We start from the raw sequence: 26898 nt of genomic DNA, 5'->3' as shown, positions 1-26898 counted from the left end.
CGGTGGCGCACCGGGACCGGCGTTGTCACGCGGGTCGACGGGGCCTGGCTGCGGGTCGGCACGCGCGGTCGCGCGGCGGCCCTGGAAGGCGGTGTGCGGGCAAGCATGGCAGCGCGAACGGCCGCTGTCTGCGACGGGGGTCACAGTCTTTTCGCAGGTCAGAGGCCATTTTCACAGGACGTACGTCCGGTTTTCTGGACTGACCGGTCAGTTTCCGCAGGCAGGATCGGTCAAGAGCCGGCGGGCCCTAGGGTGTCCGGCATGCAGGCACGTGAGCTGAAAATTCCCGGGGCGTTCGAGTTCACCCCTTCGGTGTTCCCGGACGAGCGAGGGCTGTTCGTCGCGCCGTTCCAGGGCGCGGCGTTCGAGGAGGCCGTCGGCCACCCGCTGCGGGTCGCGCAGACCAACCACAGCGAGTCCCGGCGGGGCGTGGTGCGGGGGCTGCACTACGCGGACGTGCCGCCGGGTCAGGCCAAGTACGTGCACTGCCCGCGCGGGCGGTTCCTGGACGTGGTGTTCGACCTGCGGGTCGGGTCGCCGACGTTCGGCGCGTGCGACGCGGTGGAGCTGTCGCCCGACCTGTTCAACGCCGTGTACGTGCCCGAAGGGCTGGGGCACGCGCTGATGTCGCTGGAGGACGGGACGATCGCCTCGTACCTGTGCTCGGAGGGCTTCAACCCGAAGGCGGAGCGCGGCCTGGACCCGCTGTCGGTGGACCTGCCCTGGCCGGCGGACGTGGAGCCGGTGCTGTCGCCGAAGGACGCGGCCGCGCCGACGCTGGAGGAAGCGCGCGACGCCGGCCTGCTGCCGTCGTACGACGAGTGCCAGGCCTGGTACGCGCGACTGAGGGGTTAGCCGGCGCGGGGTCGGCGGTTCAGGGGTTGACCGCACGGGGTTGACCGCACGGGGTGGTCGGCCGAGGGGTTAACAGCACGGGGTCGACGGCCGAGGGGTCAGCGGCGCGGAATCAGCGGCTGGAGAGGCCGGGGCGGCTGACGGCCGAGGACGCCGGTTGCCACGGCGCCGGTTGCCCCAGGGCGCCGGTTCCCCCGGGGGCGCCGGCTCCTCCGGGCGGCGCCGGCTCCTCCGGGGTCACCGGAGCAACCGCGGCCGGGGCCACAACCGGAACCGCACCGTGGCCACCACCTCGGCCGCGCCCAACTCGCGCGAGTCGGTCGAGGCGAACGGGTTGTCCCCCTCCACGTGCCACCCGCCGGGCACCTCGCGAACGGCCCGCTTGATCGACAACTGCGCGGGCCGCGCGGCCCACCTGACCAGCACCAGCCCCCCGACCCGAGGTTCCCCGCCGTACCGGACCAGCACCACGTCGCCACCGCGGAGGGTCGGCGCCATCGACGGCCCGACCACCCGAACCAGCGGCAACGGGTTGACCTCCGCACCGCGCCCGTCCCGTGCCAACGATCACCTCCGCCTGCCCGCGCCACGCCCCCGGAGTAGGGTTCCGCACGTCGGAGCATCCACTGTCAGGGAGGAAAGATGCGACTTCTGTCGCGCATCCGTTCACTCCGCCGCCCACTCCCGGAGGCCACCGCGCACTGCGACCTCCCGTGCGGTGTGTACGACCCGGCTCAGGCCCGGATCGAGGCGGAGTCGGTCAAGGCGATCCAGGAGAAGTACCAGGCGAACGAGGACCCGGAGTTCCGGACCCGTGCTGTCCTGATCAAGGAGCAGCGCGCGGAGCTCGTGAAGCACCACCTGTGGGTGCTGTGGACCGACTACTTCAAGCCGCCGCACTTCGAGAAGTACCCGGAGCTGCACGAGCTGTTCAACAAGGCCACGAAGGCCGCGGGCGCCTCCGGCGCCAAGGGCTCCATGGACCCCGCCAAGGGGCAGGAGCTGCTCGACCTGATCGCCCAGATCGACAAGATCTTCTGGGAGACCAAGCAGGCGTCCTGATCACCTGCTGAAACACGGCGCTGACCAGCGGGGTCCCCCCGCCTGGTCAGCGCCGTTTTCATCTCGGCACACCTGGCACGCCCGGTACGGCTGAGTACGCCAGCAACCCTGTCGTCGGCGCAGGTGGTGGAGTCGCCGGCCCGGACGTCGTGCCGTCGCGGATCACCCCGGGCGTGCAACGGCTGCTCGACCGGCCGTCGCACATCCCGGTAGTCGTGCACGACGCCGGCTGGACGCTCGGGTCGGCCAACGCACCCCACGACGCGCCACCCCGCCGACCGCGCCCCGCGACGCCTGATCAGCGACCTGGCCTCCGGCAGTCCGCGCTTCGTCGAGCTCGGGGACGCCGGAATCCCGTCCCCAGCCGAACCGTCGCGGCGCAAGACCGTCGACCGCCCTGCCGTCGACTGCCCTGCCATCGGCCCGATCACCCTCGACCGCGACACGTCGCCCGTCGCCCGGGACGGCCTGCGCGTCGCCGCCCACACCGCCGAGTCCGGCACCGAGGACGCCGCACGCCTGGTGCTCGCCGGCGTCCTGGGCACCCGGTCGCTTCGGCTCGACCTGCCCGAACGCGCTCAAGGACCGGCGCGGTGACGAAGGTCGCCACGTAACCGGCGACACCAATCACCCGGCCGACGACCACCCCCACCCCTAAGATCGACGACGTGACGTCACACGTCTACCTCCTCCGGCACGGCCAGACCGAGTGGTCCGAGACCGGTCGCCACACGGGCCGCACCGACATCCCGCTCACGGAGGTGGGCGTGCAGCAGGCCCGCCGCGCCGGGGCAGTCCTCGCCCGACTGCGCGGGACCGACCGGCCACCGGCCCTGGTCCTGTCCAGCCCGCGCCAACGCGCCTGGCGCACCGCCGAGCTCGCGGGCCTCCACGAGGTGGAGCGCACCGAGGACCTGGGCGAGTGGGACTACGGCGACCACGAAGGCCTCACCACCCCGCAGATCCGCGAGACCGTGCCCGGCTGGACCGTGTGGACCCACCCGTCACCCCACGGCGAGACCGCCGAGCAGGTGCACGCGCGCGCCACCGCGGTCCTCGACCGGGTCCGCAAGGTCCTCCCGGGCGGCGACGTCGTGCTCGTCGGCCACGGGCACTTCAGCCGCGTGCTCATCGCGGCGTGGCTGAACCTCCCGCCGGACCAGGGCGTGCACTTCGGCCTCGACCCGGCGGGCACCGCGGTGCTCGGCGACGAGCGCGGCGACCCCCAGGTGCGCAGGCTGAACGTGCCCGCCTGGGAGGTCGACGTTGACTGACCCGCGCGTCCGCCGCGTCCGCCCGGAGGACGTGCCGGCGATCGTCGGGCTGGTCGAGGAGCTGGCCGAGTACGAGCGCCTGCGCCACGAGTGCCACCTGACCGCCGAGCAGCTGCACGACGTCCTGTTCCGCCCCAACCCCGCGCTGTTCGGGCACGTGGCCGAAGTGGACGGTCGCGTCGTCGGCACCGCCCTGTGGTTCCTCAACTTCTCCACCTGGCGCGGCACGCACGGCATCTACCTCGAAGACCTCTACGTCCAGCCCGCCCACCGCGGCGGCGGCCTGGGCCGGGCGCTGCTCCAGGCCCTCGCGGAGGAGTGCGTGCGGCAGGGCTACGCGCGGTTGGAGTGGTCGGTGCTCGACTGGAACACCCCCTCGATCGGTTTCTACAAGTCCCTCGGTGCCCTCCCCATGGACGAGTGGACGGTCTTCCGCCTCACCGACGACGCCCTGACCCGGCTGGGACAGGACGGCTGACCGCCGCCTGCCTGATCAACCCGACCCACCACACCACCGTGAACGCGATGACGGTCGGGTTCTTCAGGAACAGCAGCACGGCCAGGTAGGTCGGTGAGGAGCTGACCGACTCCAGACCGACGTCGAACACCAGGAAGGCCGCTGACAACAGCGTGCCCTGCCACAGCAGCGACTGCCAGTGGCGTGACACGAACGTGCGGACGTTTTCCCACCGCCACTCCTCCCCGCGCGCCGCCAGCCGCCACACCACGACCACCAGGGCGATCCGCGCCGCCATCACGACGACCTCCGAGGCGAACCCCGCGAAGCCGGGCAGCCCCCAGTTCACCGCCACCAGCCGCTGCGCGGACCCCACCAGCGACAGGCCGACCACCACCGGCCAGTGCCGCAGGTAGAACCGCCCGGCCCACCTCGGCACCCCCAGCGCGAGCCGCAACTCCGACATCCGCCAACCCCCTCAGCCTCCAAATATTTTAGTTCAGTGTACTGAAATATTGGGAGCGGTAAAGTGCCCGCCATGGAGGGCCGGGACCACGGACGTGACCGCGCGCGTGACCGCGGGCGCGAGCTGAGCACCGCCGTGGTGGCCTTCCACGAGGCCGTGGGCGCGCACCTGGGCGTGACCGCGGTCGACCAGCGGGCGCTGGCGCTCATCGCGGGCAAGGGCCCGCTGACCGCGGGCGCCCTGGCGAAGGAGATCAACCTGACGCCGGGCGCGGTGACCGGCGTGGCCGACCGGCTGGAACGAGCGGGCCTGGTCCGCCGCGAGCCCGACCCCGAGGACCGCAGGCGCGTGGTGATCACCGCGGTGCCCGGCGCGTTCGGGCGGGTCTTCGCGGGCCTGGCCGCCGCGATGGCGGACCTCTCCGCCCGCTACACGCCCGAGGAGCAGCGGGTCATCGAGGACTGGGTGACGCGGACCGCCGACGTCCTCAGGCAGCAGACGCGGCTGCTCACCGAGAAGCGCCCCGAGCCCTGACCAGCGCGCTCACCCCGAGCGCTTCACGCCCACCGCGCCGTAGGCGACCGCCTCCGCGCAGCTCACCTGATCCTCCTCGCCGCGCCACCGGGCGGCCAGCACCAGCCCCGGCTCCAGCAGCTCGAAGCCCGTGAACAGCGGCTCCAGCTCCGCCTTGGACCGCGCCACGATCGGCGACAGCGTGTCGACGGTCACGCCGACCAGCTCCTCCACCATCTCCGGCTGCTCGTCGGCGGTCAGGTGGCTCATCACCAGGTAGCTGCCGTCCACGACCGCGTCCCGGTAGCGGGCGACCAGCTCGACGGGCCCGTCCTCGTCGCCGACGTGGGGCAGGATCGCGACCATCAGCACGGCCACCGGCCGGGTCAGGTCGAGCAGGCCGCGGACCTCCGGCGAGGCCAGCACCGCGCCCACGTCCCGGACGTCGGCCTCGGCGATCGCGACGCTCGGGCTGTCGCGCAGCATGGTGCGGCTGTGGGCGACGGTCGTGGGGTCGTTGTCCACGTACACCACGCGGCACGTCGGGTCGACCTGCTGGGCCACCTCGTGCACGTTGCCCGCGGTCGGGATGCCGGAGCCCAGGTCGAGGAACTGGCGGATGCCGGCGGCCACGCACACGCGCACCGCCCGGCGCAGGAACGCGCGGGTGTGCTGGACGATCTCCGCGGTCGGGATCCGCGGCAGGGCCTGCTCGGCGTACTCGCGGTCGACCGCGAAGTTGTGCGCCCCGCCCAGGTAGTAGTCGAACAACCGGGCCACGTTGGGTCGCTCGACGTCACCGTTCGTCGACACCCATTTCGGGGGGTTCTGCACTGCGCACCTCACCCTGCACGGCACCCGGAGCGGCGTGAACGCCTGGAGAACCGTATCTGGCTACTCCGTTCGTGTCCATCCGCCAAAAGTGAACACGCAGGGTGATTACAACTGGTGAGCAGGTCGGGTCGGTCGCCGTGGTGCCCCGACCGGGGGGCGGCGCAGGGGAGGAAGTCCTGCCCCCCGGTCGGGAGACTTCGGTCAGACGCCGGCGTAGGAGCGGATCCAGTCGCGGTAGCGGGTGACGGCGGTGTAGTGCGACCGCGTCGAGCGGTCGGAGGTGGAGGCGACGCCGACCTGGTAGCGGCGGCCGTCGACCGGGCTGGTGGCGAACATCGGGCCGCCCGAGTCACCGCCGGCGGCGATGCCGTTGACGCGGGTCACCGAGATCGCGATGCCGCCGCGGTAGTCGCGGCCGTTCACCGAGGTGACCCGGGTGTCGGCGTACTTGAGGTAGCGCGACTGGCAGTTGATCTCCGGCTGGTTGGTGCAGGTGGCGCCCCAGCCGTAGAGCTGCACGGTCTGGTTGACCGCCACGGCGGTGGTGGTGCCCAGCGGGGCGTAGGTGGTCGACACCGAGCGGTCGATCTGCGCCAGGGCCAGGTCGACCGAGGGGTGCTGGATGATCCGCGTGGCGGTGACCAGCGTGCCGCCGGTGGTCTGGTCGAGGCTGCCGACCCGGAACGTGTAGGTGCCCGAGGACGCCACGCAGTGCTGCGCGGTGAGGATCCAGGTCGGGGCGATGATGGTGGCCGAGCAGTTCTGCTGGCCGTTGCGGAACAGGCGGGCCGCCCAGGGAGCGTTGCTCGCCGTGCCGCCGCCGATGATGTACGGCTGGACGCCGTCCGCCTCCTGTGCGGAGGCCGCCGGCGCGATCGCCGTCAGGGCCAGCGCGGACAGCAGCGCGGCAGTGGCTCCGACCACCGCGGACAGGGCGCGATTGAGTCGCATGGATTCGTCACCTCAACGAACGCAGGGAGTGGTGAATTCACCACCCACAGCGTCACCCGTCGAGGTGAATGGGAACACCCTCCGTTCGTCGGCGAGCGTCCAGACGATGGTCTGGGACCGAACGACCTAATCGTCCTGTTCGTCCACGCCCAGCGCCCACCGGCGCGCGGGGTTGGTGAACAGCAGGAACAGCGTGATCCCGGCGTAGAGGCCGCCCAGGGCGCCCCACAGCTGCTGCCCGGACGGCCCGTAGGCGTACCAGGCCACGCCCAGCAGCAGCAGCTGGAGCACGATCGCCGGCGTCCGCCCCCAGTGCCTGCCCAGCAGCAGCCCGATCGCGGCCGCGAGCACACCGCCGCCCAGCACGACGAAGTACGCCGCCTGGCCGAGGTCCGAGCCCGGGTCGTCCACCTCGAACGACCGCACGACCAGCGCGACCGCGAACGCCAGCCCGGCCAACCCCTCCACCGCCGTCAGCCCGCCCGCCACCCGGACCGCCGCCGGCACCCCATTCCGGTTCGACACGCTGGGCCTTTCCTCACCGTGAGTACTCGTCACGCATCGTAGGCCACCCGGTTGGCGAGTCCCCTTCGGCCGCGCCAGGGGCGAAGATCAAGGGAAGTCTTCGGCGAGCCGGCGGTCGGGCCGGGGTGCACTTGTCGCGGGCACAGGTCACGAGGCTGCGCACTGCGTTGCGGGAAAGGAGATGTCGGCCACTTCCGGGCGCCCTGACCCCGCTTACCGGGTGACGCGCGATCGGTGCCAGGTCACGCGCTGTCCTACCCTTCAGTAGTGCGCGCACTTCTGGTGGTCAACCCACAGGCTACGGCGACGACGCCCGGCGGCCGGGACGTGCTCGCGCACGCGCTGGCCAGCGAGGTGAAGCTCGACGTCGTCGAGACGGACTACCGCGGTCACGCGGCGGACGCCGCCGCGGGCGCCGTCGTGGACGGGTACGACCTGGTGGTCGCGCACGGTGGCGACGGCACGGTGAACGAGGTCGTCAACGGCGTGCTGCGCGGCGGCGCGCGACCGGGGCTGCCGCTGCTCGGGGTCGTCCCGGGCGGCTCGGCCAACGTCTTCGCGGGCGCCCTCGGGCTGCCCCGCGACCCGGTCGAGGCGACCTACCGCCTGCTCCAGGCCGTCGAGCACGGCACCAGCCGCCGGGTCAGCCTCGGCAAGGTCGCCTCCGCGGGCGGCCCGGACCAGCACGACCGCTGGTTCACCTTCAACGCGGGCGTCGGCTGGGACGCCGACGTGGTCGCCGGGGTGGAGCACCAGCGGGCCAAGGGCCGCCAGGCGTCGCCGGGCCTGTACGCGCGCACCGCGCTGGCCAGCTACTTCACCCAGCGCAGGGAACCCGCCAGCCTGACCGTGCGGATCCCGGGCGAGCCCCCGTTCGAGGACGTGCGGCTGGCGTTCGTGTCGAACACCGACCCGTGGACCTACCTCGGCGACAAGGCGATCCGGCTCAACCCGAGCACCTCGTTCGACGGCGGTCTCGGCCTGTTCGGGCTGCACGGCATGGGTTTGCCGACGATTTTGCGCTACGTCGCGCATCTTTTGGCCACGGATGGGAACCCGAGAGGCGCGAACCTGCTGCGGCGCGACGACGTCGAGTACGTCCGGGTGACGACCCGGGAGCCCGTCAACCTCCAGGTGGACGGCGACTTGCTCGGCACGTGCACCGAGGTGGAGTTCACCGGGGTGCCAGGCGCGCTGACGGTGGCGGTGTGACCACGTTCGTGTGACCGTGGCGTGACCGTCGCGCTACCTGTCCGCGATGTTCTTGCTGGTAGAGATGCCTCTCCGTGAAACCACGGGTGAACTCAGTCGATCTTTCGGGTGAGTTCACTCACCGGGTTAGTGCTAAACCCTTGACATCCGTGGCGTTCGTGAAAGCATTCACAAGCACCCCAAAACCGACCGCTGACGACCGGCGCGCCTTTGCGCGCCTAGCTGAGGAGTAGTTCCAATGGACTGGCGCCACCGCGCGATCTGCCGCGACGAGGACCCCGAGCTGTTCTTCCCCGTTGGGAACAGCGGTCCTGCGCTCCTGCAGATCGCCGAGGCGAAGACCGTCTGCCGCCGTTGCCCCGTCGTCTCCGACTGCCTCTCGTGGGCGTTGGAGAGCGGCCAGGACGCCGGCGTGTGGGGCGGGATGAGCGAAGACGAGCGTCGCGCCCTCAAGCGCCGCAACGCTCGCACCCGGGCTCGCAGCAACGCCTGAGCCAAGCAGCAAGCGAAGGGCCCGACACCGTGCCAGGTGTCGGGCCCTTCGTTTGTGTTGCACACCCTCCCGCATGACCACGTGACTCCGCTGAGGCAGGTCGTCACGTGTGCACGGGTAGCAGTCTAACGCCGTGCCCTGAGGGGTACGCGCAGGACCGCCTCTGTACCGCCTTTGGGCCGGCGTCGCAAGCTCAACGAGCCCCTGAGTTCGGACTCCACGAGGGTCCGCACGATCTGGAGGCCGAGGCGGTCGGTGCGCTCCAGCGAGAAGCCCTGCGGCAGGCCCTTGCCGTCGTCGGAGATCACCACGTCGAGCCACTTCGCCGAGCGCTCCGCGTGCACCACGACCTCGCCGCGCTGACCCGCCGCGTACGCGTGCTCGAACGCGTTCTGCACCAGCTCGGTCAGCACCATCACCAGCGGCGTGGCCAGCTCGGCGGGCACGATGCCGAACGGGCCGTCCCGCCGCACCACGACCTGCGACTCGGTGGCCGCGACGTCGGACATCATCGGGATGACCTTGTCCACCACCTCGTCCAGGTCCACCCGCTCGTCGACCGACATCGACAGCGTCTCGTGCACCAGGGCGATCGAGGTGACGCGGCGCACCGACTCGGCCAGCGCCTCGCGGGCCTCCTCGCTGCTGGTCCGGCGGCTCTGCAACCGCAGCAGCGCGGCCACCGTCTGGAGGTTGTTCTTCACCCGGTGGTGGATCTCGCGGATCGTCGCGTCCTTGGACATCAGCGCCCGGTCGCGGCGGCGGACCTCGGTGACGTCCCGGCACAGCACCAGCGCGCCCGCCGCGCTGCCCCGGGGCCGCAGCGGCAACGCCCGGAACAGCACCGCGGCGCCCCGGCGCGACTCGGCCTCGATGCGCATCGACGGCTGGCCGTCCAGCGCCGCCCGGATGCGCTGGGCGACCTCCGTGGCGTCGAACGGGTCACCGATCAGCGACCGCGTCAACGGCGCCAGGTGCACGCCCACCAGGTCGGACGCGTGACCCATGCGGTGGTAGGCGCTCAGCGCGTTGGGACTCGCGAACACCACCGCGCCCGACGCGTCGAGCCTGATCAGGCCGTCACCCACGCGCGGACTCGTGTGCACGTCGGGGGACGGCTCGGTGGTGGGGAACGTGCCGTCGGAGATCATCTGGCACAGGTCGGCGGCACTGCCCAGGTAGGAGATCTCCAGCGGGCTGGGCACGCGCGGCACGGCCAGGTTCGTGTTGCGGCTGAGCACCGCGATGACCTCGTCGTTCCGCTTGACCGGGATGGCCTCGCGGCGCACCGGGACACCGAGGTGCCAGCGCGGGTCCTCCTCGCGGCAGATCCGCTGCTCGCCCATGGCCCGCCGCAGCTGCGGGTGCTCGTCGACGTCGACCGTGCTGCCCACGACGTCCTCGGGGTGCGCCGTCGGCGCCGTCGTCGGCCGGGCCTGCGCGACGCACAGGAACTCGCGGTCGTCCAGCGGCACCCACATGAGGAAGTCGGCGAAGCTCAGGTCCGAGAGCAGCTGCCACTCGGCCACGACCAGCTGGAGGTGGTCGACGGCGGCGCCGGACAGCTTGGTGTGCTCGGCGAGGAGGTCGGTGAGCGTGGACAGCTACTCCACCACCGCGATCAGGTCGCCCTCCTGCACCACGTCGCCGGGCGCGACCGCGATGCGGGTGATCCTGCCGGAGCCCTCCGGGAGGACCGGGATCTCCATCTTCATGCTCTCGAGCACCACGACCGTGGTCTCGTGGTCGACCTGGTCGCCCTCCTTGACGGCGATCTGCGCCACGTTGGCGACGATCTCGGCGCGAATCTCCTCGGCCATGGCCCTCCTTCGATCGGGTCCAATCCAACCACGGTTCAGGGCCGGTGATGTGCGGATGAGGGGTCGTGACACACTGATGGGAGGTAGTTCGAGCACTAGGAGAACCCCATGTCGAAGCGTGCCCGCAAGCGCCGCGACCGCAAGAAGGGTGGCGCCAACCACGGGAAGCGCCCCAACGCCTGACCCGTCGTTCGACGGTGTGGTGTGCGAAGGCCCCGGGAGCTGCGGCTCCCGGGGCCTTCGGTTTTCTGGGGCTCGGCGGTGGTGGCGTGGGTGGGGTAGGGGCGGGTTAGGGGTCGGTTCGGCGGGCGGACGGGCGGTTCGAGCGGCATCATCGGGGCGGTTGGCGATCTTGGGCGCTTCGGTGCTTCGACTTCCGGGTGCCTCGGTGCTCGGTCACACAACCGGGTGAAGCCGGCCCCGAACATGTACGGAAACGCTGTTACGCCCATCGGTTGAGAATGAAATGAGGCCCCGAGCAACCACCCCCACGACCCCAGGTCCCAGCCACCTGCCCGAACCGACCCTCACCGGCAGCCCACCTTCACCAGCGACCTGCCCCACCACTGCCGCCCCTCACCACTGCCGCACCCGCCACCGCCACTGCCACACCCCCCGCTGCCACCGCCGCACCCGCCACTGCCACCGCCGCACCTCACCGCCGAGGGAACAAGGCCCGAGGCGCAGCGAGCGAATCCGTCAGCGTGATGCACTGCCCCGCGATGCCGGCGGCGAGCGTCGGCAGGAACGGCGTCAGCTCGGTCGCCAGCACACGGCACGCCGTGAGCAGCACGGCGAGCACGGCGTCGAGCCGGTCGCGGGCGTCGCGGTCACCGGCGCGATCGGCACGGGCCAGGTCCCACGGCCGGGCGCGGTCGGCGTAGCGGCCGGCCTGCTCGACGATCCGCCACACCGCGTCGGTGGCCTGCCGGAAGTCGAACGCGGCCAGCGCCTCGTTGACCTGGTCGGGCGCGGCTCGGCAGGCGGTGAGCAGGGCCTCGGCGTCCGGCGGGGGAAGGGCGACGGGCGGTTTACCGGCGCGGTAGCGGTGGACCATGGTGGTGACGCGGTCGACGAGACCGCCGAGGGTGCCGGCCAGGTCGTCGTTGGCGAGGGCCACCAAGCGGTCCGGGGAAGCCGCCCGAGGGCCTGAAGGAGTCGCCGGGTGGCTGGTGGGAGCCGCCGGGCCGCTGGTGGGAGCCGCCGGGCGGGTGGTCGGGGGCGGCTGGCGGCCGGCAGGGGTTGGTGCGGTGCGCAGCAGCCACCAGCGCACGGCGTCGGCGCCGTGGCGGTCGGCCAGGTCGGTGAGGTCGGTGAGGTCGAGGGCGGCGGCGGGGTCGTGGATGTAGATGTCCGTGGGTGGCGGCAGTCCGGCTGACAGCAGCACCGCCGGCCAGAGCACGGCGTGGGGCCGCAGGGCGTCCGCGTCGACCACGTGCACCCGCCGGTCGCCCTCCAGCCACCAGCGCCGGTGGTTGGGGCTGTCCGCGCCGTACCCCAGGCCGGTCACGCCGGTTGCCGCGTCCCACCACGGTTCCAGCGCCAGGCCGGGGTGGTCGGGCACGGGTGCGCCTTGGTCATCGGGGCCGGCCGCGCGGACGTCCGGTGGTTCGGCGGCTAACAGTGCCAGCACCTCGTCGCGGCGGGTGGCGGGTTCGATGCGCAGCTCACCGGTCTTGATCAGTTCGCGGAGCCGCCCGGTGTGCCTGGACAGCCGGAACGCCCACTCGTCGCCCGGCCCCCGGTTCAGGTCGCCCGCGGCGGCGCACGCGCGCCACAGCCGTGACACCCCGGCCCGGTGCCCGGTGTCGGAGGGGTCGACGGTGTCGGTGGACGACAGCGCCAGCAGGTCCCGGGTGTCGCGGGTGGGTGAGACGAGCAGGAAGCGCACCCGGTCGCCGCGCAGGCGGCGGTGGCGGGCCAGCACGTCGGCTCGCACGGGATCCAGGTTCGAGGTGGTCACGTAGAACCGCGACATCGGCCCTCCCCGGCATCGACCCGCACAACCCGGCACAGCCCTGTACGACCGCGCGACCGTAGCAACGGTGTCGTGCCGGGCGCACCGGGGTTTACGGGCCCCACCGGTGAGAACGAGCGGCGCCGGGCCCAGAGGGGTCCGGCGCCGCTCGGTGGGGTCGCTTCAGTCCGAGGACGACGCAGAAGACGACGCGGAGGACGTGGAGGAGGGCGCAGAAGACGGGGAGGCAGAAGACGAGGACGGCGCAGCAGACGGAGGAGAGGCGCTGGTGGTGGTCGTGGTGATCTCCACCTCCACCTCGACCGTGCCCTCGCCGGTCGCCCGGAACAGGTGGGCGCGCAGGCGGCGCTTCAGCTCCTCGGGCGCGTGCTCACCGCCGCACTTGCGGGCCAGGAGCGCCTTCAGCTGCTCCTCGATGCCGTACTGCTCCAGGCACGGGTGGCACTCGTCCAGGTGGGTCTGGAGGAGTTCCTTGCGCTTCTGGTCGCACTCGTGGTCGAGGAAGAGCCAGACCTCGGACAGGACCTCGGAGCAGTCGGTCTTGTGGTGTTCGCCGCAGCTCATCGCCCCGCCACCTCGCGCTGGCCGTCGCGGAGGAAGCCGCGTTCGCGGGCGACGTCCGCCAGCTGCTCGCGGAGCTGCCTGCGGCCCCGGTGCAGCCGGGACATCACGGTGCCGATCGGGGTGCCCATGATGTCTGCGATCTCCTTGTACGCGAAGCCCTCGACGTCGGCGAGGTAGACGGCGATCCGGAACTCCTCGGGCAGTCTCTGGAGGGCGTCCTTGACGTCCGAGTCCGGCAGCCGGTCGAGCGCGTCCACTTCGGCGGACCGCAGGCCCGTGGACGTGTGGCTCTCCGCCTGGGCGAGCTGCCAGTCGGTGATCTCGTCGGTCGGCTGCTGGAGCGGCTGGCGCTGCTTCTTGCGGTAGCCGTTGATGTAGGTGTTCGTCAGGATCCGGTACAGCCAGGCCTTGAGGTTGGTGCCCTCGGAGAACGACTGGAACGCCGCGTACGCCTTGAGGAAGGTCTCCTGCACCAGGTCCTCGGCGTCGGCCGGGTTGCGGGTCATCCGCAGGGCAGCCGAGTACAGCTGGTCCAGCAGCGGCATGGCGTCGCGCTCGAACCTGGCTGCTCGCTCGTCCGAGGTCTCGTCGCTAGGCGTGACCTGCGTTCGCGTGGCTGGCACCGCGCTCCCTTCCCACCTGCCGGTCAGCGCGGTGGACGTCGTCTGAGACGCCTTCGAGGATACGCGGCGGGCGGTGGGACGGCAGTGAGCCGAGCCACGTGGTGGGCGCGCCTTGACCGATCGCCCGGTGGCCGGCCGCCCGTTGGTCGGCCGCTCAGTGGTCAGCCGCTCAGTGGTCGGCCGCTCGTCGGTCGACTGCCCGTTGGCCGACTGCGCGCCCTGCTGGTCCTTCACCTCGGTAACCACGTCCTCAAGAACGCGCTCGCCGCGGCGGGCATTCCCTCCATTAGGGTGCGCGATCATGGCCGGACGTGGTACGCCCGCCACCGCGTTGCTGGACAAGCAGAAGGTGGCCCACGAGCTGCACGCCTACGAGCACGACCCGCGGCACGAGTCCTACGGGCTGGAGGCCGCGGAGGCGCTCGGGATCTCACCTGAACGTGTGTTCAAGACGTTGGTGGCGGAGGTGGACGGCAAGCTGGCGGTGGGCGTGGTGCCGGTGACCGGGCAGTTGGACCTGAAGGCGCTGGCGGCGGCGTTGAAGGGCAAGAAGGCGAGGATGGCCGACGTGGCGGCGGCGGAGCGGGCGACCGGGTACGTGGCGGGCGGCATCTCGCCGTTGGGCCAGAAGAAGCGGTTGCCGGTGGTGGTGGACGCCTCGGTGGAGGCGTTCGGGACGGTCTACTGCTCGGCGGGGCGGCGCGGCCTGGAGGTGGAGATCGCGCCCGCGGACCTGGTGCGGTTGACCCAGGCGGTGGTGGCGCCGATCTCCGGTTGACGGCGGGGTTTCAGTCCAGGGGCCTGAGCACGCGGTCGAGCCACTCCCCCACGGTGCGGCGCACGCCCTCCAGGTCGGCCTTGAGGTCGTGGGCGCCGGGCAGCAGCACGAGTTCGCGGTGGTGCGCGGCGGACGGGCGGCCGAAGGGGTCGTTCTCGCCCTGCACCACCAGGGTGGCGACCTCGACGGCGTCCAGTTCGGGCAGCCGGGTCTTCTCGGGCTTGCCGGGCGGGTGCACGGGGAACGCCAGGCACATCACCGCGACCGCCTGGCCCTCGGCGGACGTGCGGCAGGCGACGCGGGCGCCGGATGAGCGCCCGCCGAACACGAGGGGCAGGTCGTCGAACCAGCCGGTGGACAGCTCCTCGGCCACCGCGAGCCACGCCGCGTCGAGCTGCTTGGCGGGTGCGGGCGCGCGTCTGCCGGCCACGCGGTAGGGCTGTTCCACCAGGGCGACGTGCACGCCGACGTCGACGGCGGCGCGGGTGGCGGCCACGAGGTCGGGTGCGGAGATCCCGCCGCCCGCTCCGTGCCCGAGCAGCAGTGCCGCCCGGCCGCCGGGCGAGCAGTGCAGTTCGGCCCGTGCGGGGCCGTGGGGGGTGTCGACCACCCGGGAGGTCATGACAGCTCGAACAAGGTGGGCTCCGGTTTCTCGGATTCCCCCAGGGCGACCGCGGCCATCAGCGACGGGTCGTTGTTCTTGATGCTGTTGACGCGCATCGACACGGGTCGCAGCTCCAGCGCGTCGACCAGGTCGCGGTCGGGCGCGAGCAGGTCCTTCGGGTCGGCGAGGTCGGGGTCGAGCCACGCCTGCCAGCGGTCGCGGGGCAGCACCAGCGGCATGCGGTGGTGCACGGCGGTCATCTCGCCGATGGCGTCGGTGGTCAGCACCGCGCAGGTGATGATCGGTTTGCGCTCGTCGCCCTCTTGCTGCCACCACACGGACCAGATGCCGGCCATGGCGATGCTGGAGTCGTCGCCGGGGTTGATGAAGTACGGCTGCTTGCGGCCCTCGCCGGGCTGCCACTCGTACCAGCCGGCGGCGGGGATGAGGCAGCGGCGCTTGGCCGCGGAGTCGCGGTAGGAGGGTTTGTCGAGCACGCTCTCCGACCGCGCGTTGATCATCTTGGCGGCGCCGGAGGTGTCCTTGGCCCAGTGGGGCACCAGGCCCCAGCGCATGACGCGGACGCTGCGCTCCAGGCGGTCCGGGTCGGGGGTGCCCTCGTCGTCGCGGGGGTGGCGCTCGACCACGGCGAGCACGCGCTTGGTGGGCGCGACGTTGTAGTCGGGGCCGGGCGCTTCGCCCTCGGTCCCGTCCACCGCGTCGAACTCGGCGGCCAGCAGCGCCGGGTTCTTGGTGGAGGCGTACCTGCCGCACACGACCCATCACCCCACAACGATCAGTTCCGACGGTCATCGTCGCACGTCGGAAGGCCCGGTGCGAGCCGTCCGGGTGGCCATGCGGGATCATCGACGCATGACTGAGCAGTGGTTCGCGCCCACCGCCGAAGGCCCCGTGCACGCGACGGTACCCGTTCCCGGTTCCAAGTCGATCACCAACCGGGCGCTGGTGCTGGCCGCGCTGGCCGATCGGCCGTCCACCGTGAGCGCCCCGCTGCGCAGCCGTGACACGTTGCTGATGGCGGCCGCGCTGCGGTCGCTGGGTGTCGGCGTCGACGACGGGCCGGACGGGTCGTGGCTGGTCACGCCGCGTCCGCTGCGCGGGCCGGCGCGGGTGGAATGCGGGTTGGCGGGCACGGTGATGAGGTTCCTGCCCGCGGCGGCGGCGCTGGCCGTCGGCGAGGTCGCGTTCGACGGCGACGAGCACGCGCGGGTGCGGCCGATGACGACGATCCTGGACGCGTTGCGCGCGTTGGGCGCGGACGTCGAGGGCGACGCGCTGCCGTTCACCCTGCGGGGCACGGGCGCGGTGCCGGGCGGCGAGGTCACCATCGACGCGTCGGCGTCGTCCCAGTTCGTGTCGGGCCTGCTGCTGTCCGGCGCCCGCTACGACGACGGGGTGGTGGTGCGGCACTCGGGCAGGCCCGTGCCGTCGCTGCCGCACATCGGGATGACCGTGTCGATGCTGCGCGAGGCGGGCGTGGAGGTGGACGACTCGGCGCGGGACGTGTGGCGGGTGGCGCCGGGCCCGATCGCGGGCCGCGACCGGCACGTGGAGCCGGACCTGTCGAACGCGACGCCGTTCCTGGCGGCGGCGGCGGTGACCGGCGGTTCGGTGACCGTCCCGGGCTGGCCGGAGCGCACCACGCAGCCCGGTGGGGCCGTGCGGGAGCTGTTCGAGCGCATGGGGTGCCGCGTGGAGCTGGCCGCCGGTGGCCTGACCCTGACCGGGCCCGACCGGCTGACCGGTGTCGACGTGGACCTGCGTGACGAGAGCGAGCTGACGCCGACCGTGGCGGCGCTCGCCGCGCTGGCCGACGGGCCGACGCGGATCAGCGGCGTGGCGCACATCCGGGGCCACGAGACCGACCGCATCGCCGCGCTCGCCGCCGAGATCAACCGGTTGGGCGGCGAGGTGGAGGAGACCGAGGACGGCCTGGTGATCACGCCTCGGCCGCTGCGCGGCGGGCCGTGGCGCGCCTACGCCGACCACCGCATGGCCACGGCGGGCGCGATCATCGGGCTGGTGGTCGAGGGCGTGGCGGTGGACGACATCGGTTCGACGACGAAGACGATCCCCGATTTCCCGGGGATGTGGTCGACCCTGCTGGGAGCGCGCTGACGTGGCGCGCGGCGACTGGCGGCGGCTGGACGAGTCGGACGTGCGGGTGCGGCCGGGCAAGGGCACCCGGCCGCGCACCAAGCGCAGGCCCGAGCACGCGGACGCGGTGCCCGCCATGGTCGTCGGCGTGGACCGGGGCCGGTGGACGTGCGCGGTGGGCGACGACCCGTCGAGGCTGGTCACCGCGATGCGGGCGCGGGAGCTGGGCCGCACCCCGGTGGTGGTGGGCGACCAGGTCGGCCTGGTCGGCGACACCACCGGGCAGCCGGACACGCTGGCCCGGATCGTGCGCGTCGACGAGCGCCGCAGCGTGCTGCGCCGCACCGCCGACGACACCGACCCGTTCGAGCGGGTCGTCGTCGCCAACGCCGAGCAGCTGGTGATCGTGTCGGCGCTGGCCGAGCCGCAGCCGCGACGCGGGTTCATCGACCGCTGCCTGGTCGCCGCGTACGCGGGCGGGCTCCAGCCGCTGCTGTGCCTGACCAAGAGCGACCTGGCGCCGCCGGACGAGCTGCTGGCGGCGTACGCGGAGCTGGACCTGCCGGTGGTGGTGACGCGGTCCGACCAGGACCCGGCGGAGCTGCGGGAGCGCCTGACCGACCGGTTGTCGGCGCTGATCGGGCACTCCGGGGTGGGCAAGTCGACGCTGGTGAACAAGCTCGTGCCGGACGCCAACCGCGCGGTGGGCGTGGTGAGCGGCGTCGGCAAGGGGCGGCACACGTCGACGCAGACGGTGGCGCTGCCGCTGCCCGGCGGCGGGTGGGCCGTCGACACGCCCGGCATCCGGTCGTTCGGGCTGGCGCACATCACGCCGGACGACATCGTGGCGGCGTTCCCGGGCATGAGGGCGATGGCCGAGGAGTGCCCGTCCGGGTGCGGGCACCAGGGCGCGCCGGAGGACCCGGGCTGCATGTTGGACGCGCTGGTGGAGACCGGCGAGGCGACGCCGGGGCGGCTGGCGTCGCTGCGCAGGCTGCTGGAGTCGCGCGGGAAGCTGGAGGAGTACGACTAAGCCGATCACCCGTCCGTGCGAGCGGGGTCGGCGGTAGTACGGTGCGCGGTCGTGGCGAAGGTGACCGGCATCGGCGGGGTGTTCCTGCGCGCCCGCGACCCCGCGCGGCTGGCCGAGTGGTACCGCAGGACCCTGGGCGTCCCGATGAGCGACGGCGGCGCGGTGACGTTCCACTGGGGTGGGGCGGAGACCACGACGTTGGCGCTGTTCGCGCAGGACACCGACTACTTCGGGGAACCCGGGCAGCGGGTGATGATCAACTTCCGGGTCGACGACCTGGTGCTGGTGCTGGAGCGGTTGCGCACGCACGGGGTCGAGGTGCTGCCGCAGACCGAGGACTCGGAGTTCGGGCGGTTCGGCTGGTGCGTCGACCCGGAGGGCAACCGGGTGGAGCTGTGGGAGCCGGCGCCGGGGATGTGAGGGGGCCTGGCGAAGCCGACGAGCACCGCGAGCACCGCCGGGTGGGTACTTCGAGCCGGGTGAACGCTCCGAGGCGCACGAACGCTCCGAGCCGCATGAACGCTTCGCAGGAGTCCCCGCTCAGGGACCCCTGCTTTTACCTTACCGGCGGGGTACGACAATTCCAGGCCAGTGGTGGCGTCGCGGGAGTCCCACCGGGACCCCCGCGACCGGTCACCACCGCCGCGCCTACATCAGCTCCAGCACGAACGGCAGCTCCTGGAGCGCGTACCAGGCCAGCTCGTGGTCCTCCGCCCCGCCCAGCGTGAACTCCGCGTCCGGATCCCCCAGGTCGGCCGCGTCGATCACCTCGGCCGCCGCGCGCACGTCGTCCTCCGCCTCCCCCGTGTCCAGGTGCACGGCGGCCACCTGCTTCACCGGCACCGGCCCCGACAACTTCACCACCGAGAAGTCCAGGTCAGGCCGCAGCTGCACGCCCTCCACGTCCACCGACACCACCGCCCGCCGCGGCACGGCCTTCTCGTCGCCGGCGATCAGCCGCAACGACGCCCGCGCCGCGTCGAGCATCGCCGCGTACTCCAGCTCCTCGGTGTCGCCGGCCGCGTAGGACTCGCGCAGCGCGGGCGTCAACGCGAACCCCGTCCCGCCCACCGGAACGAACTGCCCCTGGTCCACCAGGTCGCGCAACATCGCGACGGTCGCCGGGAGGTACACCCTCATGCGGACACCGTTCCCATCAGCTCCTCCACCGACTCCTCCACCATCGCCGCGAGCACGTCCACGTCGGACATGGCGTCGCGGTCGGCGTTCAAGCCGAAGTACAACCCGCCGTCGTACGACGTCACCCCGATCGACAGCGCCTGGTTCTTGGCCAGCGGCACCACGGGGAACATCTCGATCATCTTCGCGCCCGCCGCGTACAGCGGCACCTGGGGGCCGGGCACGTTGGTCACCACCACGTTGAACAGCCTCCGCGAGAACGACGACGCCGCCCGCGCGCCCAGCGCGTGCAGGGTGGGCGGCGCGAAGCCGGAGAACCGCACCAGCGTCTGCGCCGCGACCGACTGCCCGGACTCCTGGTGCGCGCGCATCGCGTGCGACACGTGGTGCAGCCGCACCACCGGGTTCGGCTCGCCGACCGGCAGGTCCACGAAGTACGCGGCCACGCCCGCCTCGTCGTCGCGCACCGACATGGGCGCCATGGCCCGCATGGTCGTCCCGGCCGTCACGATCTCGCCGCGCGACAGCAGCCACGTGCGCAGCGCGCCCGTCAGCACCGCCAGCACGGCGTCGTTGACCGTGCCGCCGTGCACCCGGCGGACGGTGCGGAGCTCGTCCAGGCGCGCCCGCGCCACCGCGAACCGCCGCTGCGGCGAGATCCGCACGTTCAGGGGGCTGCCGGGCGCGGGCGTCGCGGCCGTGCGCACCGCCGAGGCCAGGCCGCCGAACAGCCCGACGACCTTGCGCACCGCGGCCACCGTGTCCATGGTCGCCGAGCGGGCGTTCTCCACGACCTCGCCGGGCCGCTGCACGGCCTCCGCCACCGCGTCCGCCACCAGCTGCACCCCGCTCGGCTCGGGCGCGGGCATCCACAGCGACTCGACCGGCGGGCGCGGCGTGGCGGACACGTCCAGGATGACCTGGCCGATCTCCGGCGCGCCCAGCCCGCTGACCACGGCCTGGTGGGTCTTGGTGACCACCGCGATCCGGTTCCGGGCCAGCCCCTCGACCAGGTAGACCTCCCACAGCGGCCGCGCGTGGTCCAGCGGGCGGGACATCAGCCGCGCGACCAGGTCGTGCAGCTGCCGGTCGCTGCCCGGTTTCGGCAGCGCGGACCGCCGCACGTGGTAGGTGACGTCGAAGTCCTGGTCGTCCACCCACACGGGCCGCGCGAGGCGCCCCGGCACGTGCACGACCTTCTGCCGGTACCGGGGCGCCAGCGACAGCCGCTCCTCGATCAGCCCGACCAGCCGGTCGTAGTCGAAGCCCGAGCGCGGCCGGCGGAACACCGCCACCCCGCCGACGTGCATCGGCGTCGTGGCGTCCTCCAGGTACAGGAACGAGGCGTCCAGCGCGGACAGGCGGTCGGGCATGCCGACCAGGCTAGTCGCTGCAATCCGCCACGAGCCGCCGCACGGCGCTGACCTCGGCCTCGTCGCGGTGGTGCCGGGCCAGCCGGATCGCCGCGGCGGCGGGCATGGCCGCGCGCACCCCGCCGTCGACACCGGCCAGGAAACCCCTGAGCAGCCGGGACCGGGCGAGCCGCTTGAGCGGCCGCAGCGGCGCCACGGCCATCGCCATCCAGCTCAGCGCCACGTCGACGCGGCGGTCGCCGCGGCGGGCGCTGGCCCAGTCCACCACCACGGCGCCCTCCGGGCCGAGCACGACGTTGCCGGGGTGCAGGTCGAGGTGCAGCAGGCCGCCGTCGCCGGGCAGGAAGTCCGGTGCGGGCAGGTCGTCGAGCCTGCGGTGCAGCGCGGCCAGCTCCCGCCCCAGCGCGCCCGCCCGCCACGGCTTCGCGTCGACCTCCTCGGACATGCGCGGCCCGGGGATGTACTCCATGACCAGGTCCGCCCCCGAGACGTCGGCGACCCGGGGCACCGGCAGGCCGTGCCGGCGCAGGTAGCGCATCAGCTCGGCCTCGGGTCCGGGGTCGCGCCCCGCGCGGCTGCGCTTGACCAGCAGGCCGTCCGGACGCAGGTAGACGTCCGCCTCCTGACCGGCGGCCAGCAGACGGTGCGCCTCGTCGCGCGGTGTCATGTGACGATCATCATGATTGCCGGCGGAGAAACAAGCCCCGAACGGGTGGAGGACACTGCTCCTCGTGGATGTTTCGCCCAAGGACAAGTTCGTCACCGTCTACGGACGCAAGCCGGTCCTCGAAGCGCTGGACGACCCGCGGCTGGAGGTCGACAAGGTGGTGCTGGCCGACACCGCGCGCGGACCCGCGGCCAGGGAGATCCTGGACGCGGCCGGCCGGCGGGGCGTGCGGGTGCAGCGGGCCACCGCGCAGCGCGTGAAGGTGCTGGCGGGCAACGGGCGGCACGACCAGGGCGTGCTGGCGGACGTCGTGGCGCCGCGGATGCTCCCACTGGACGTGGCGCTGCGCTCGCGGCCCCGCCACGTGCTGGTCCTGGACGGCATCACCACGCCCGCGAACGTGGGCATGATCCTGCGCACCGCCACCGCCGCGGGCATGGAGGGGATCGTGGTGCCGCGCCGGGGCGTGGCGTCGATCGACCCGCTGGTGGTGAAGGCGTCGGCGGGGGTGGCGTTCCGCGCGCCGGTGCTCAAGTGCGCGACGGCCGCCGAGGCGGTCGAGGCGCTGCGCGCGGAGGGCTACCCGGTGTACGCGCTCGACGCGGGCGCGCCGCGGACCGTGTACGGGTTCGACCTGCCCGAGCGGGCGGCGTTCGTGCTCGGCAGCGAGACGGCGGGCGTGTCGGCCGAGGTGAGGCCGCACGTGACCGGCTGGCTGTCCATCCCCATGGCGGCGGGCGTCGAGTCGTTGAACGTCGCCGGCGCGGCGGCGGTGCTGTGCTTCGAGGTGGCCAGGCGGTCAGCCCGGTAGCAGGACGGCCAGCTCCTCCAGGGTGGCGTCGACCGACCGGTGGTGGACCCCGACCATCCCGGTCGCGACGGCGCCGCGCACGTTCACCGCGAGGTCGTCGACGAAGACGCACTCGTTCGTGGCAAGCCCGAGCAGTTCGGCGACCAGCAGGTAGGCGCGCCGGTCGGGCTTCGCGATGCCGGTCTCACCGGACGTGACGACGACGTCGAACAGCGGCGACCAGGCGGCGGGCGGTCGCCACAGGCCGTCGGCATTGGAGAGCACCGCGGTGCGCACGCCGCCGCGCCGCAGCCGCCGGGTCGCGGTGACGAGGGGAGGCTCGGCGGCGGTGTGGTCGTCGCCGAGGTCGGTGAGCACACCGCCGAAGTCGAGCACCAGTCCGCGCACCCGTTGCCTCCATCAGGTGATCTTGGTACGTACGGCGGGCTTTCCCACTCGGTTCAGCATGCCACCTCAACTGCGCACGCTGCCCCCGTCCTGGACGACGCCGCCCCCGTCCCAGCCGACGGCGCTGGACGCCCGCCACTTCCTGATCCCGGCCCTGGAAACCCTGTGCGGCCGCCGCCCGGCGAGCCAACTGGCCAAGACCTTCGCCCCACCGGCGGTGTCGACGCTGGCGGGAGCGGTGACGAGGGGCCGAACCCGCCTCGGCCGCTACCGCCTGTGCCGGGTGTCGTCGGACGCGGCGGAACTGGCGGGAACCCTGCACATGCCGACGAGGACGCGCGCCTTCGCCGCAAGGGTGGAACGCCACGGCGACCGCTGGCGGTGCACCGAGTTCCACCTGCTGCCCTGACACCCGCCGCTCACCTACCCGGCCCCTCGGTCCCCACCGCCTCTGCCCCCTCGCCTCTGCCCCCGCCGGCTCCCGTCACACGATCAGGTGATCACAACCCCAACCATGTACGAAAACGCCGTTACGGCCATCGGTTGATGAAATGGACGCCCGAGCAACCACCCCTCCACACCCACTCCAGCCCCACCCGCTCCAACGACTCCCCCAGCCCAGCCCTCCACCCGAGCCCTCCACGCCAGCCCCACCCGAGCCCTCCACCCGAGCCCTCCACCCGAGCCCTCCACCCGAGCCGCAGTCCGGTTCGCAGTCCGGGCCCAACCCCTGCCTCGCCACACCACCGCCCCGCCACACCACCGCCCCGGCTTCCTCGCCACCCGACCCCGCCGGCCACAGCCCAATGCCCGCCCTCCGGCACATCCGCGTGCGCCCGCACGACGCGCGCATCCGCGCCCGTATGCCTGTGGCCAGATGGTCAGGGCTCGCGATCATGAGGGCGGCGCGGAACCTGTCGGGGCGCGCGAGCCGCGGATCGCAGGCCACAGATCGCGGATCGCGGGCCACGGGCCACAGGCCGGTGAAATGCGGAGGCGGGGCACCGACCTCGGTCGATGCCCCGCCTCCGCGTGGACGCTCACTCACACGCGTCCCGCCACGCACGTACGCGCAGCCGGCCGCGTGTCAGGTCACTGCTGGCCCTTGCGCTGCCCCTTCGCCTGGGCACGAGCCGCCGCGCGGCGTTCCTTGCGGGTGCCGCTCTGGCCACCGCCACCGCCGCCGCCGCTCTGGCGCGGGCCGCCGCCCTGGGTCTGCTCGTCACCGCTCTCCGACGGGCCCGAGTAGGTCAGGCCCTGCTGGGCATGGCCGTCCAGGCCCTTGCCGCGCAGGGCGGGCGGGATGGCGTTGCCGCTCTGCAACTGGGCCAGGGCCGGGCCGGCCGGGGCCTGGCCGGCGGCCTCCGCCTCCTGCTGGGCCGCTGCCGCGGCGGCGGCCCGGGCGCGGGCGCGGCTGCCGGCCAGCGGGCCGCCGTTGGCGATCGAGACCTGGACCGGCGGCTCGGCGGGCGCGGGCTGGGGCTCGGCGGCTTCGACCTGGAGGTTGAACAGGAAGCCGACGCACTCCTCCTTCAGGGCGTCCAACATGCTGTTGAACATGTCGAAGCCCTCCCGCTGGTACTCGATCAGCGGGTCGCGCTGGGCCATCGCCCGCAGGCCGATGCCCTCCTTGAGGTAGTCCATCTCGTACAGGTGCTCGCGCCACTTGCGGTCCAGCACCGAGAGCAGGACGCGGCGCTCCAGCTCGCGCATGGCGCCTTCGCCGACGCGGCCGTCGATCTCCGCTTCCCGCGCCTCGTAGGCGGCGAGCGCGTCCTCCTGGAGCCGCGACTTCAGCGACTCGCGGGTGACGTCCTCGTCCTCGTCGAGCAGCTTCTTGTAGTCGAGGGTGGTCGGGTACAGCGTCTTGAGCGCCGTCCACAGCTTGTCGAGGTCCCAGTCCTCGGCGTAGCCCTCGGAGGTCGCGCCGTCGACGTACTCGCCGACCACGTCGGTGATCATGTGGGTCACCTGGTCGCGAAGGTCCTCGCCGTCGAGCACGCGGTGGCGCTCGGCGTAGATGACCTTGCGCTGCTCGTTCATGACCTCGTCGTACTTGAGGACGTTCTTGCGGATCTCGAAGTTCTGCTGCTCGACCTGCGTCTGCGCGCTGCGGATGGCCCGGGTGACCATCTTGTGCTCGATCGGCACCTCGTCCGGCACCTTCAGCCGGGTCATGACGGTCTCGACCATCGCCGCGTTGAAGCGGCGCATCAGCTCGTCCTTGAGCGACAGGTAGAAGCGCGACTCACCGGGGTCGCCCTGACGGCCGGAGCGGCCGCGCAGCTGGTTGTCGATGCGCCGCGACTCGTGCCGCTCGGTGCCCAGCACGTACAGGCCGCCCGCCTCGCGGACCTCCTCCGCCTCGGACCTGACCTCGGCGGTGATGTCCTCGATGAGCTTCGCCCACGCGGCCTCGTACTCCTCCGGCGCCTCCACCGGGTCGAGGCCGCGTTCGCGCAGCTCGTGGTCGGTGAGGATGTCGGGGTTGCCGCCGAGCACGATGTCGGTGCCGCGGCCCGCCATGTTGGTGGCGACGGTGACGGCGCCCTTGCGGCCGGCCTTGGCGATGATCAGCGCCTCGCGCTCGTGGTGCTTGGCGTTGAGCACCTCGTGCGGGACGCCCTTGCGGACGAGCAGCTTGGACAGGTACTCGGAGCGCTCGACGCTCGTCGTGCCGACCAGCACCGGCTGGCCCTTCTCGTGCCGCTCGACGATGTCCTCGGCGACCGCCTCGAACTTGGCCTCCTCGGTCTTGTAGACGAGGTCGGCTTCGTCCTTGCGCTTCATCGGGCGGTTGGTCGGGATGGGGACCACGCCGAGCTTGTAGGTCTGGTGGAACTCCGCCGCCTCGGTCTCGGCGGTGCCGGTCATGCCGCCGAGCTTCTCGTAGAGGCGGAAGTAGTTCTGGAGGGTGATCGTGGCCAGCGTCTGGTTCTCGGCCTTGATCTCGACGCCTTCCTTGGCCTCGATCGCCTGGTGCATGCCCTCGTTGTAGCGGCGACCGGCGAGCACGCGGCCGGTGAACTCGTCGACGATCATGACGTCGCCGTTGCGGACGATGTAGTCCTTGTCCTTGGCGAACAGCTCCTTGGCCTTGATCGCGTTCTGGAAGTAGCCGACCAGCGGGGTGTTGGTCGAGTCGTACAGGTTGTCGATGCCGAGCTGGTCCTCGACGAACTGCACGCCGGCCTCGGTCACGCCGATGGTGCGCTTGCGCTCGTCGACCTCGTAGTGCACGTCGCGGCGCATCTTGGTGGCCAGGCGCGCGAACTCGACGTACCAGCGGGACGACTGGTCGGCCGGGCCGGAGATGATCAGCGGGGTGCGGGCCTCGTCGATGAGGATCGAGTCGACCTCGTCGACGATGGCGAAGAAGTGGCCCCGCTGGACCATCTCGTCGCGGCTCCACGCCATGTTGTCGCGCAGGTAGTCGAAGCCGAACTCGTTGTTCGTGCCGTAGGTGATGTCGGCGTTGTAGGCGACCCGCCGCTGCTCGGGGGTCATCTCCGACAGGATCGCGCCGACGGTCAGGCCGAGGAAGCGGTGGATGCGGCCCATCCAGTCGGAGTCACGTTTGGCCAGGTAGTCGTTCGTGGTGACGACGTGGACGCCCTTGCCCGCGACGGCGTTGAGGTAGGCGGGCAGCACGGAGGTCAGCGTCTTGCCCTCACCGGTGCGCATCTCGGCGATCTGACCGAGGTGCAGCGCGGCGCCGCCCATCAACTGGACGTCGAAGTGCCGTTGGCCGAGGGTGCGCTTGGCGCCCTCCCTGACCACGGCGAACGCCTCGGGCAGCAGGTCGTCGAGGGACTCGCCGTCGGCGTGGCGGCGGCGGAACTCCTCGGTCTTCGCGCGCAACTCCGCATCGGAGAGGTCGACGACGTCGTCTTCGAGGGTGTTGATGTGCGCTGCGATGTTGCGCAGGCGCTTGAGCATCTTGCCCTCGCCAGCGCGGAGCAGTCGGGACAGCACCATCCGGGTCGACCTCATTACCTCATCGCGAGCGCCCGGGCGGGCGCCTTCCAGCGGCTCGTCACGGGTATGCCGAGCCTTCACCACCTGCCATCGTAGGCAAGTCGTGAAGGTGTGTGCACAGACACAGGTAGGAAGGGGTGCGAAACGGCCCGTGACGGGCCGCGGACGGGTAGTTGATCTACCTGCGGCGCGGCGCCGGGGAGGTCCTCGGCGGGGCGGGGTGACCCACTGGACGACACGCGGTGCCGGAGTGGAGGACACGCGATGCCGGAGTGGAGGACACGCGGTGCCCGAGTGGAGGACACGCCGGGTCCTGAACGTAGAACTCGGGGGTCATGAACGTTCGACTCGCGCGTTCTGGAGGTACGACTCGCGCGGGTTG

Annotated in this window: 32 protein-coding genes; 15 read left to right on the top strand and 17 right to left on the bottom strand. The window is 72.3% G+C overall.

The window, feature by feature from the left end:
* Positions 1–261 precede the first annotated feature (261 nt).
* On the top strand, positions 262–855 hold the full coding sequence (locus ABD223_RS30940; RefSeq protein ID WP_344040155.1) for a dTDP-4-dehydrorhamnose 3,5-epimerase family protein: 594 nt from the start codon (positions 262–264) through the stop codon (positions 853–855).
* A gap of 237 nt (positions 856–1092) precedes the next feature.
* Here ABD223_RS30940 and ABD223_RS30935 read toward each other — a convergent pair whose 3' ends face one another.
* Positions 1093–1419, bottom strand: coding sequence for a S26 family signal peptidase (locus ABD223_RS30935; RefSeq protein WP_344040154.1), 327 nt, complete (start codon positions 1417–1419; stop codon positions 1093–1095).
* A 78-nt stretch (positions 1420–1497) separates the two neighbouring features.
* Between ABD223_RS30935 and sodN the strand changes: the two genes are divergently transcribed.
* From sodN to ABD223_RS30915, 4 genes are all read left to right on the top strand, one after another.
* Complete coding sequence (sodN, locus tag ABD223_RS30930; RefSeq protein ID WP_344040153.1) at positions 1498–1917, top strand: superoxide dismutase, Ni; 420 nt, start codon at positions 1498–1500, stop codon at positions 1915–1917.
* Between the two features lie 294 nt (positions 1918–2211).
* The gene (locus tag ABD223_RS30925; protein ID WP_344040281.1) at positions 2212–2514 is read left to right on the top strand and encodes a hypothetical protein; all 303 of its coding nucleotides are present in this window, start codon (positions 2212–2214) and stop codon (positions 2512–2514) included.
* 71 nt (positions 2515–2585) lie between these two features.
* Complete coding sequence (locus tag ABD223_RS30920; protein WP_344040152.1) at positions 2586–3191, top strand: histidine phosphatase family protein; 606 nt, start codon at positions 2586–2588, stop codon at positions 3189–3191.
* On the top strand, positions 3184–3669 hold the full coding sequence (locus ABD223_RS30915; RefSeq protein ID WP_344040151.1) for a GNAT family N-acetyltransferase: 486 nt from the start codon (positions 3184–3186) through the stop codon (positions 3667–3669). The genes ABD223_RS30920 and ABD223_RS30915 overlap by 8 nt, the downstream gene beginning before the upstream one ends.
* On the opposite strand, the gene ABD223_RS30910 is transcribed toward ABD223_RS30915, so the two are convergent.
* Positions 3629–4114 carry a hypothetical protein gene (locus ABD223_RS30910; RefSeq protein ID WP_344040150.1) on the bottom strand — a complete coding sequence of 162 codons (486 nt, stop codon included), beginning with the start codon at positions 4112–4114 and terminating at the stop codon, positions 3629–3631. The two genes, ABD223_RS30915 and ABD223_RS30910, sit on opposite strands and share 41 nt — an antisense overlap.
* A 72-nt stretch (positions 4115–4186) precedes the next feature.
* Between ABD223_RS30910 and ABD223_RS30905 the strand changes: the two genes are divergently transcribed.
* The gene (locus tag ABD223_RS30905; protein WP_344040149.1) at positions 4187–4648 is read left to right on the top strand and encodes a MarR family transcriptional regulator; all 462 of its coding nucleotides are present in this window, start codon (positions 4187–4189) and stop codon (positions 4646–4648) included.
* 9 nt (positions 4649–4657) lie between these two features.
* Here the strand turns inward: ABD223_RS30905 and ABD223_RS30900 are convergent, their stop codons facing one another.
* The 3 genes from ABD223_RS30900 to ABD223_RS30890 all read right to left on the bottom strand — a co-directional run bounded on the left by ABD223_RS30900 (position 4658) and on the right by ABD223_RS30890 (position 6937).
* The gene (locus ABD223_RS30900; protein WP_344040148.1) at positions 4658–5461 is read right to left on the bottom strand and encodes an SAM-dependent methyltransferase; all 804 of its coding nucleotides are present in this window, start codon (positions 5459–5461) and stop codon (positions 4658–4660) included.
* A 201-nt stretch (positions 5462–5662) separates the two neighbouring features.
* Positions 5663–6412, bottom strand: coding sequence for a S1 family peptidase (locus ABD223_RS30895; RefSeq protein WP_344040147.1), 750 nt, complete (start codon positions 6410–6412; stop codon positions 5663–5665).
* Positions 6413–6538: 126 nt separating this feature from the next.
* Positions 6539–6937: a hypothetical protein gene (locus ABD223_RS30890; RefSeq protein WP_344040145.1), complete on the bottom strand. Its 399-nt coding sequence runs from the start codon at positions 6935–6937 to the stop codon at positions 6539–6541.
* A gap of 267 nt (positions 6938–7204) precedes the next feature.
* Between ABD223_RS30890 and ABD223_RS30885 the strand changes: the two genes are divergently transcribed.
* Positions 7205–8149, top strand: coding sequence for a diacylglycerol/lipid kinase family protein (locus ABD223_RS30885; RefSeq protein WP_344040144.1), 945 nt, complete (start codon positions 7205–7207; stop codon positions 8147–8149).
* Positions 8150–8387: 238 nt separating this feature from the next.
* The gene (locus ABD223_RS30880; RefSeq protein ID WP_053719541.1) at positions 8388–8642 is read left to right on the top strand and encodes a WhiB family transcriptional regulator; all 255 of its coding nucleotides are present in this window, start codon (positions 8388–8390) and stop codon (positions 8640–8642) included.
* A gap of 125 nt (positions 8643–8767) precedes the next feature.
* On the opposite strand, the gene ABD223_RS30875 is transcribed toward ABD223_RS30880, so the two are convergent.
* Positions 8768–10246 (bottom strand): sensor histidine kinase, encoded by a 1479-nt coding sequence (locus tag ABD223_RS30875; protein WP_344040280.1) that lies wholly within the window; start codon positions 10244–10246, stop codon positions 8768–8770.
* Positions 10247–10462, bottom strand: coding sequence for a biotin/lipoyl-binding carrier protein (locus ABD223_RS30870; protein ID WP_344040142.1), 216 nt, complete (start codon positions 10460–10462; stop codon positions 10247–10249).
* 108 nt (positions 10463–10570) lie between these two features.
* On the opposite strand from ABD223_RS30870, the gene ABD223_RS43695 reads away from it, so the two are divergent.
* Complete coding sequence (locus ABD223_RS43695; protein ID WP_096498094.1) at positions 10571–10645, top strand: 50S ribosomal protein bL37; 75 nt, start codon at positions 10571–10573, stop codon at positions 10643–10645.
* A 472-nt stretch (positions 10646–11117) separates the two neighbouring features.
* On the opposite strand, the gene ABD223_RS30865 is transcribed toward ABD223_RS43695, so the two are convergent.
* The 3 genes from ABD223_RS30865 to ABD223_RS30855 all read right to left on the bottom strand — a co-directional run bounded on the left by ABD223_RS30865 (position 11118) and on the right by ABD223_RS30855 (position 13627).
* Positions 11118–12440: a class I tRNA ligase family protein gene (locus tag ABD223_RS30865; RefSeq protein WP_344040140.1), complete on the bottom strand. Its 1323-nt coding sequence runs from the start codon at positions 12438–12440 to the stop codon at positions 11118–11120.
* Between the two features lie 162 nt (positions 12441–12602).
* Positions 12603–13004, bottom strand: a complete 402-nt coding sequence (gene rsrA, locus ABD223_RS30860; RefSeq protein ID WP_344040139.1) for a mycothiol system anti-sigma-R factor — start codon at positions 13002–13004, stop codon at positions 12603–12605.
* Entirely contained in the window at positions 13001–13627 is a 627-nt protein-coding gene (locus ABD223_RS30855; protein ID WP_344040138.1) for a sigma-70 family RNA polymerase sigma factor, read from the bottom strand. Before ABD223_RS30855 ends, rsrA begins: the two co-directional genes overlap by 4 nt.
* Before the next feature lie 301 nt (positions 13628–13928).
* Here ABD223_RS30855 and ybaK point away from each other — a divergent pair, with 301 nt between their 5' ends.
* On the top strand, positions 13929–14405 hold the full coding sequence (ybaK, locus tag ABD223_RS30850) for a Cys-tRNA(Pro) deacylase (protein ID WP_344040137.1): 477 nt from the start codon (positions 13929–13931) through the stop codon (positions 14403–14405).
* A gap of 10 nt (positions 14406–14415) precedes the next feature.
* On the opposite strand, the gene ABD223_RS30845 is transcribed toward ybaK, so the two are convergent.
* The gene (locus ABD223_RS30845; RefSeq protein WP_344040136.1) at positions 14416–15027 is read right to left on the bottom strand and encodes an alpha/beta hydrolase family protein; all 612 of its coding nucleotides are present in this window, start codon (positions 15025–15027) and stop codon (positions 14416–14418) included.
* Complete coding sequence (locus ABD223_RS30840; protein WP_344040135.1) at positions 15024–15785, bottom strand: SOS response-associated peptidase; 762 nt, start codon at positions 15783–15785, stop codon at positions 15024–15026. Before ABD223_RS30840 ends, ABD223_RS30845 begins: the two co-directional genes overlap by 4 nt.
* Before the next feature lie 97 nt (positions 15786–15882).
* Here ABD223_RS30840 and aroA point away from each other — a divergent pair, with 97 nt between their 5' ends.
* Genes aroA through ABD223_RS30825 form a run of 3 tightly spaced genes read left to right on the top strand, consistent with a single transcriptional unit; the run spans position 15883 to position 18580 of the window.
* Positions 15883–17148: a 3-phosphoshikimate 1-carboxyvinyltransferase gene (gene aroA / locus ABD223_RS30835; protein WP_344040134.1), complete on the top strand. Its 1266-nt coding sequence runs from the start codon at positions 15883–15885 to the stop codon at positions 17146–17148.
* A gap of 1 nt (position 17149) precedes the next feature.
* Positions 17150–18160: a ribosome small subunit-dependent GTPase A gene (gene rsgA / locus ABD223_RS30830; RefSeq protein ID WP_344040133.1), complete on the top strand. Its 1011-nt coding sequence runs from the start codon at positions 17150–17152 to the stop codon at positions 18158–18160.
* Positions 18161–18211: 51 nt separating this feature from the next.
* Positions 18212–18580: a VOC family protein gene (locus ABD223_RS30825; RefSeq protein ID WP_344040132.1), complete on the top strand. Its 369-nt coding sequence runs from the start codon at positions 18212–18214 to the stop codon at positions 18578–18580.
* Between the two features lie 228 nt (positions 18581–18808).
* On the opposite strand, the gene ABD223_RS30820 is transcribed toward ABD223_RS30825, so the two are convergent.
* The 3 genes from ABD223_RS30820 to ABD223_RS30810 are packed head-to-tail and all read right to left on the bottom strand — an operon-like array spanning position 18809 to position 21340.
* Entirely contained in the window at positions 18809–19300 is a 492-nt protein-coding gene (locus tag ABD223_RS30820) for a DUF6912 family protein (protein WP_344040131.1), read from the bottom strand.
* Positions 19297–20673, bottom strand: coding sequence for a WS/DGAT/MGAT family O-acyltransferase (locus ABD223_RS30815; RefSeq protein WP_344040130.1), 1377 nt, complete (start codon positions 20671–20673; stop codon positions 19297–19299). Before ABD223_RS30815 ends, ABD223_RS30820 begins: the two co-directional genes overlap by 4 nt.
* 10 nt (positions 20674–20683) lie before the next feature.
* Complete coding sequence (locus tag ABD223_RS30810) at positions 20684–21340, bottom strand: phosphotransferase (RefSeq protein WP_344040129.1); 657 nt, start codon at positions 21338–21340, stop codon at positions 20684–20686.
* 64 nt (positions 21341–21404) lie between these two features.
* Between ABD223_RS30810 and ABD223_RS30805 the strand changes: the two genes are divergently transcribed.
* A complete protein-coding gene (locus ABD223_RS30805; protein ID WP_380648895.1) occupies positions 21405–22151 on the top strand; it encodes a TrmH family RNA methyltransferase in 747 nt (248 codons plus the stop codon).
* Here the strand turns inward: ABD223_RS30805 and ABD223_RS30800 are convergent.
* Positions 22140–22538 (bottom strand): HAD-IA family hydrolase, encoded by a 399-nt coding sequence (locus ABD223_RS30800; protein ID WP_344040128.1) that lies wholly within the window; start codon positions 22536–22538, stop codon positions 22140–22142. The genes ABD223_RS30805 and ABD223_RS30800 overlap by 12 nt on opposite strands.
* 58 nt (positions 22539–22596) lie before the next feature.
* Here ABD223_RS30800 and ABD223_RS30795 point away from each other — a divergent pair, with 58 nt between their 5' ends.
* Positions 22597–22947, top strand: a complete 351-nt coding sequence (locus tag ABD223_RS30795; protein ID WP_344040127.1) for an Rv3235 family protein — start codon at positions 22597–22599, stop codon at positions 22945–22947.
* A 683-nt stretch (positions 22948–23630) separates the two neighbouring features.
* On the opposite strand, the gene secA is transcribed toward ABD223_RS30795, so the two are convergent.
* A complete protein-coding gene (secA, locus tag ABD223_RS30790) occupies positions 23631–26516 on the bottom strand; it encodes a preprotein translocase subunit SecA (RefSeq protein WP_344040126.1) in 2886 nt (961 codons plus the stop codon).
* Positions 26517–26898 lie beyond the last annotated feature (382 nt).

Origin of the sequence: Saccharothrix xinjiangensis, assembly GCF_039527585.1 — a bacterium.
Lineage (GTDB): Bacteria > Actinomycetota > Actinomycetes > Mycobacteriales > Pseudonocardiaceae > Actinosynnema > Actinosynnema xinjiangensis.
Note: the sequence above shows the minus strand (reverse complement) of the source record. Positions and strands in the feature narration are given on the sequence as shown.

Bases quoted from the DNA above. Each gene is read 5' to 3' on its own strand.
- ABD223_RS30940 (WP_344040155.1), top strand. From the start codon at position 262: ATGCAGGCACGTGAGCTGAAAATTCCCGGGGCGTTCGAGTTCACCCCT.
- sodN (WP_344040153.1), top strand. From the start codon at position 1,498: ATGCGACTTCTGTCGCGCATCCGTTCACTCCGCCGCCCACTCCCGGAG.
- ABD223_RS30910 (WP_344040150.1), bottom strand. From the start codon at position 4,114: ATGTCGGAGTTGCGGCTCGCGCTGGGGGTGCCGAGGTGGGCCGGGCGG.
- ABD223_RS30905 (WP_344040149.1), top strand. From the start codon at position 4,187: ATGGAGGGCCGGGACCACGGACGTGACCGCGCGCGTGACCGCGGGCGC.
- ABD223_RS30895 (WP_344040147.1), bottom strand. From the start codon at position 6,412: ATGCGACTCAATCGCGCCCTGTCCGCGGTGGTCGGAGCCACTGCCGCG.
- ABD223_RS30880 (WP_053719541.1), top strand. From the start codon at position 8,388: ATGGACTGGCGCCACCGCGCGATCTGCCGCGACGAGGACCCCGAGCTG.
- ABD223_RS30870 (WP_344040142.1), bottom strand. From the start codon at position 10,462: ATGGCCGAGGAGATTCGCGCCGAGATCGTCGCCAACGTGGCGCAGATC.
- ABD223_RS30865 (WP_344040140.1), bottom strand. From the start codon at position 12,440: ATGTCGCGGTTCTACGTGACCACCTCGAACCTGGATCCCGTGCGAGCC.
- rsrA (WP_344040139.1), bottom strand. From the start codon at position 13,004: ATGAGCTGCGGCGAACACCACAAGACCGACTGCTCCGAGGTCCTGTCC.
- ybaK (WP_344040137.1), top strand. From the start codon at position 13,929: ATGGCCGGACGTGGTACGCCCGCCACCGCGTTGCTGGACAAGCAGAAG.
- ABD223_RS30845 (WP_344040136.1), bottom strand. From the start codon at position 15,027: ATGACCTCCCGGGTGGTCGACACCCCCCACGGCCCCGCACGGGCCGAA.
- aroA (WP_344040134.1), top strand. From the start codon at position 15,883: ATGACTGAGCAGTGGTTCGCGCCCACCGCCGAAGGCCCCGTGCACGCG.
- ABD223_RS30820 (WP_344040131.1), bottom strand. From the start codon at position 19,300: ATGAGGGTGTACCTCCCGGCGACCGTCGCGATGTTGCGCGACCTGGTG.
- ABD223_RS30815 (WP_344040130.1), bottom strand. From the start codon at position 20,673: ATGCCCGACCGCCTGTCCGCGCTGGACGCCTCGTTCCTGTACCTGGAG.
- ABD223_RS30810 (WP_344040129.1), bottom strand. From the start codon at position 21,340: ATGACACCGCGCGACGAGGCGCACCGTCTGCTGGCCGCCGGTCAGGAG.
- ABD223_RS30795 (WP_344040127.1), top strand. From the start codon at position 22,597: ATGCCACCTCAACTGCGCACGCTGCCCCCGTCCTGGACGACGCCGCCC.
- secA (WP_344040126.1), bottom strand. From the start codon at position 26,516: ATGGTGCTGTCCCGACTGCTCCGCGCTGGCGAGGGCAAGATGCTCAAG.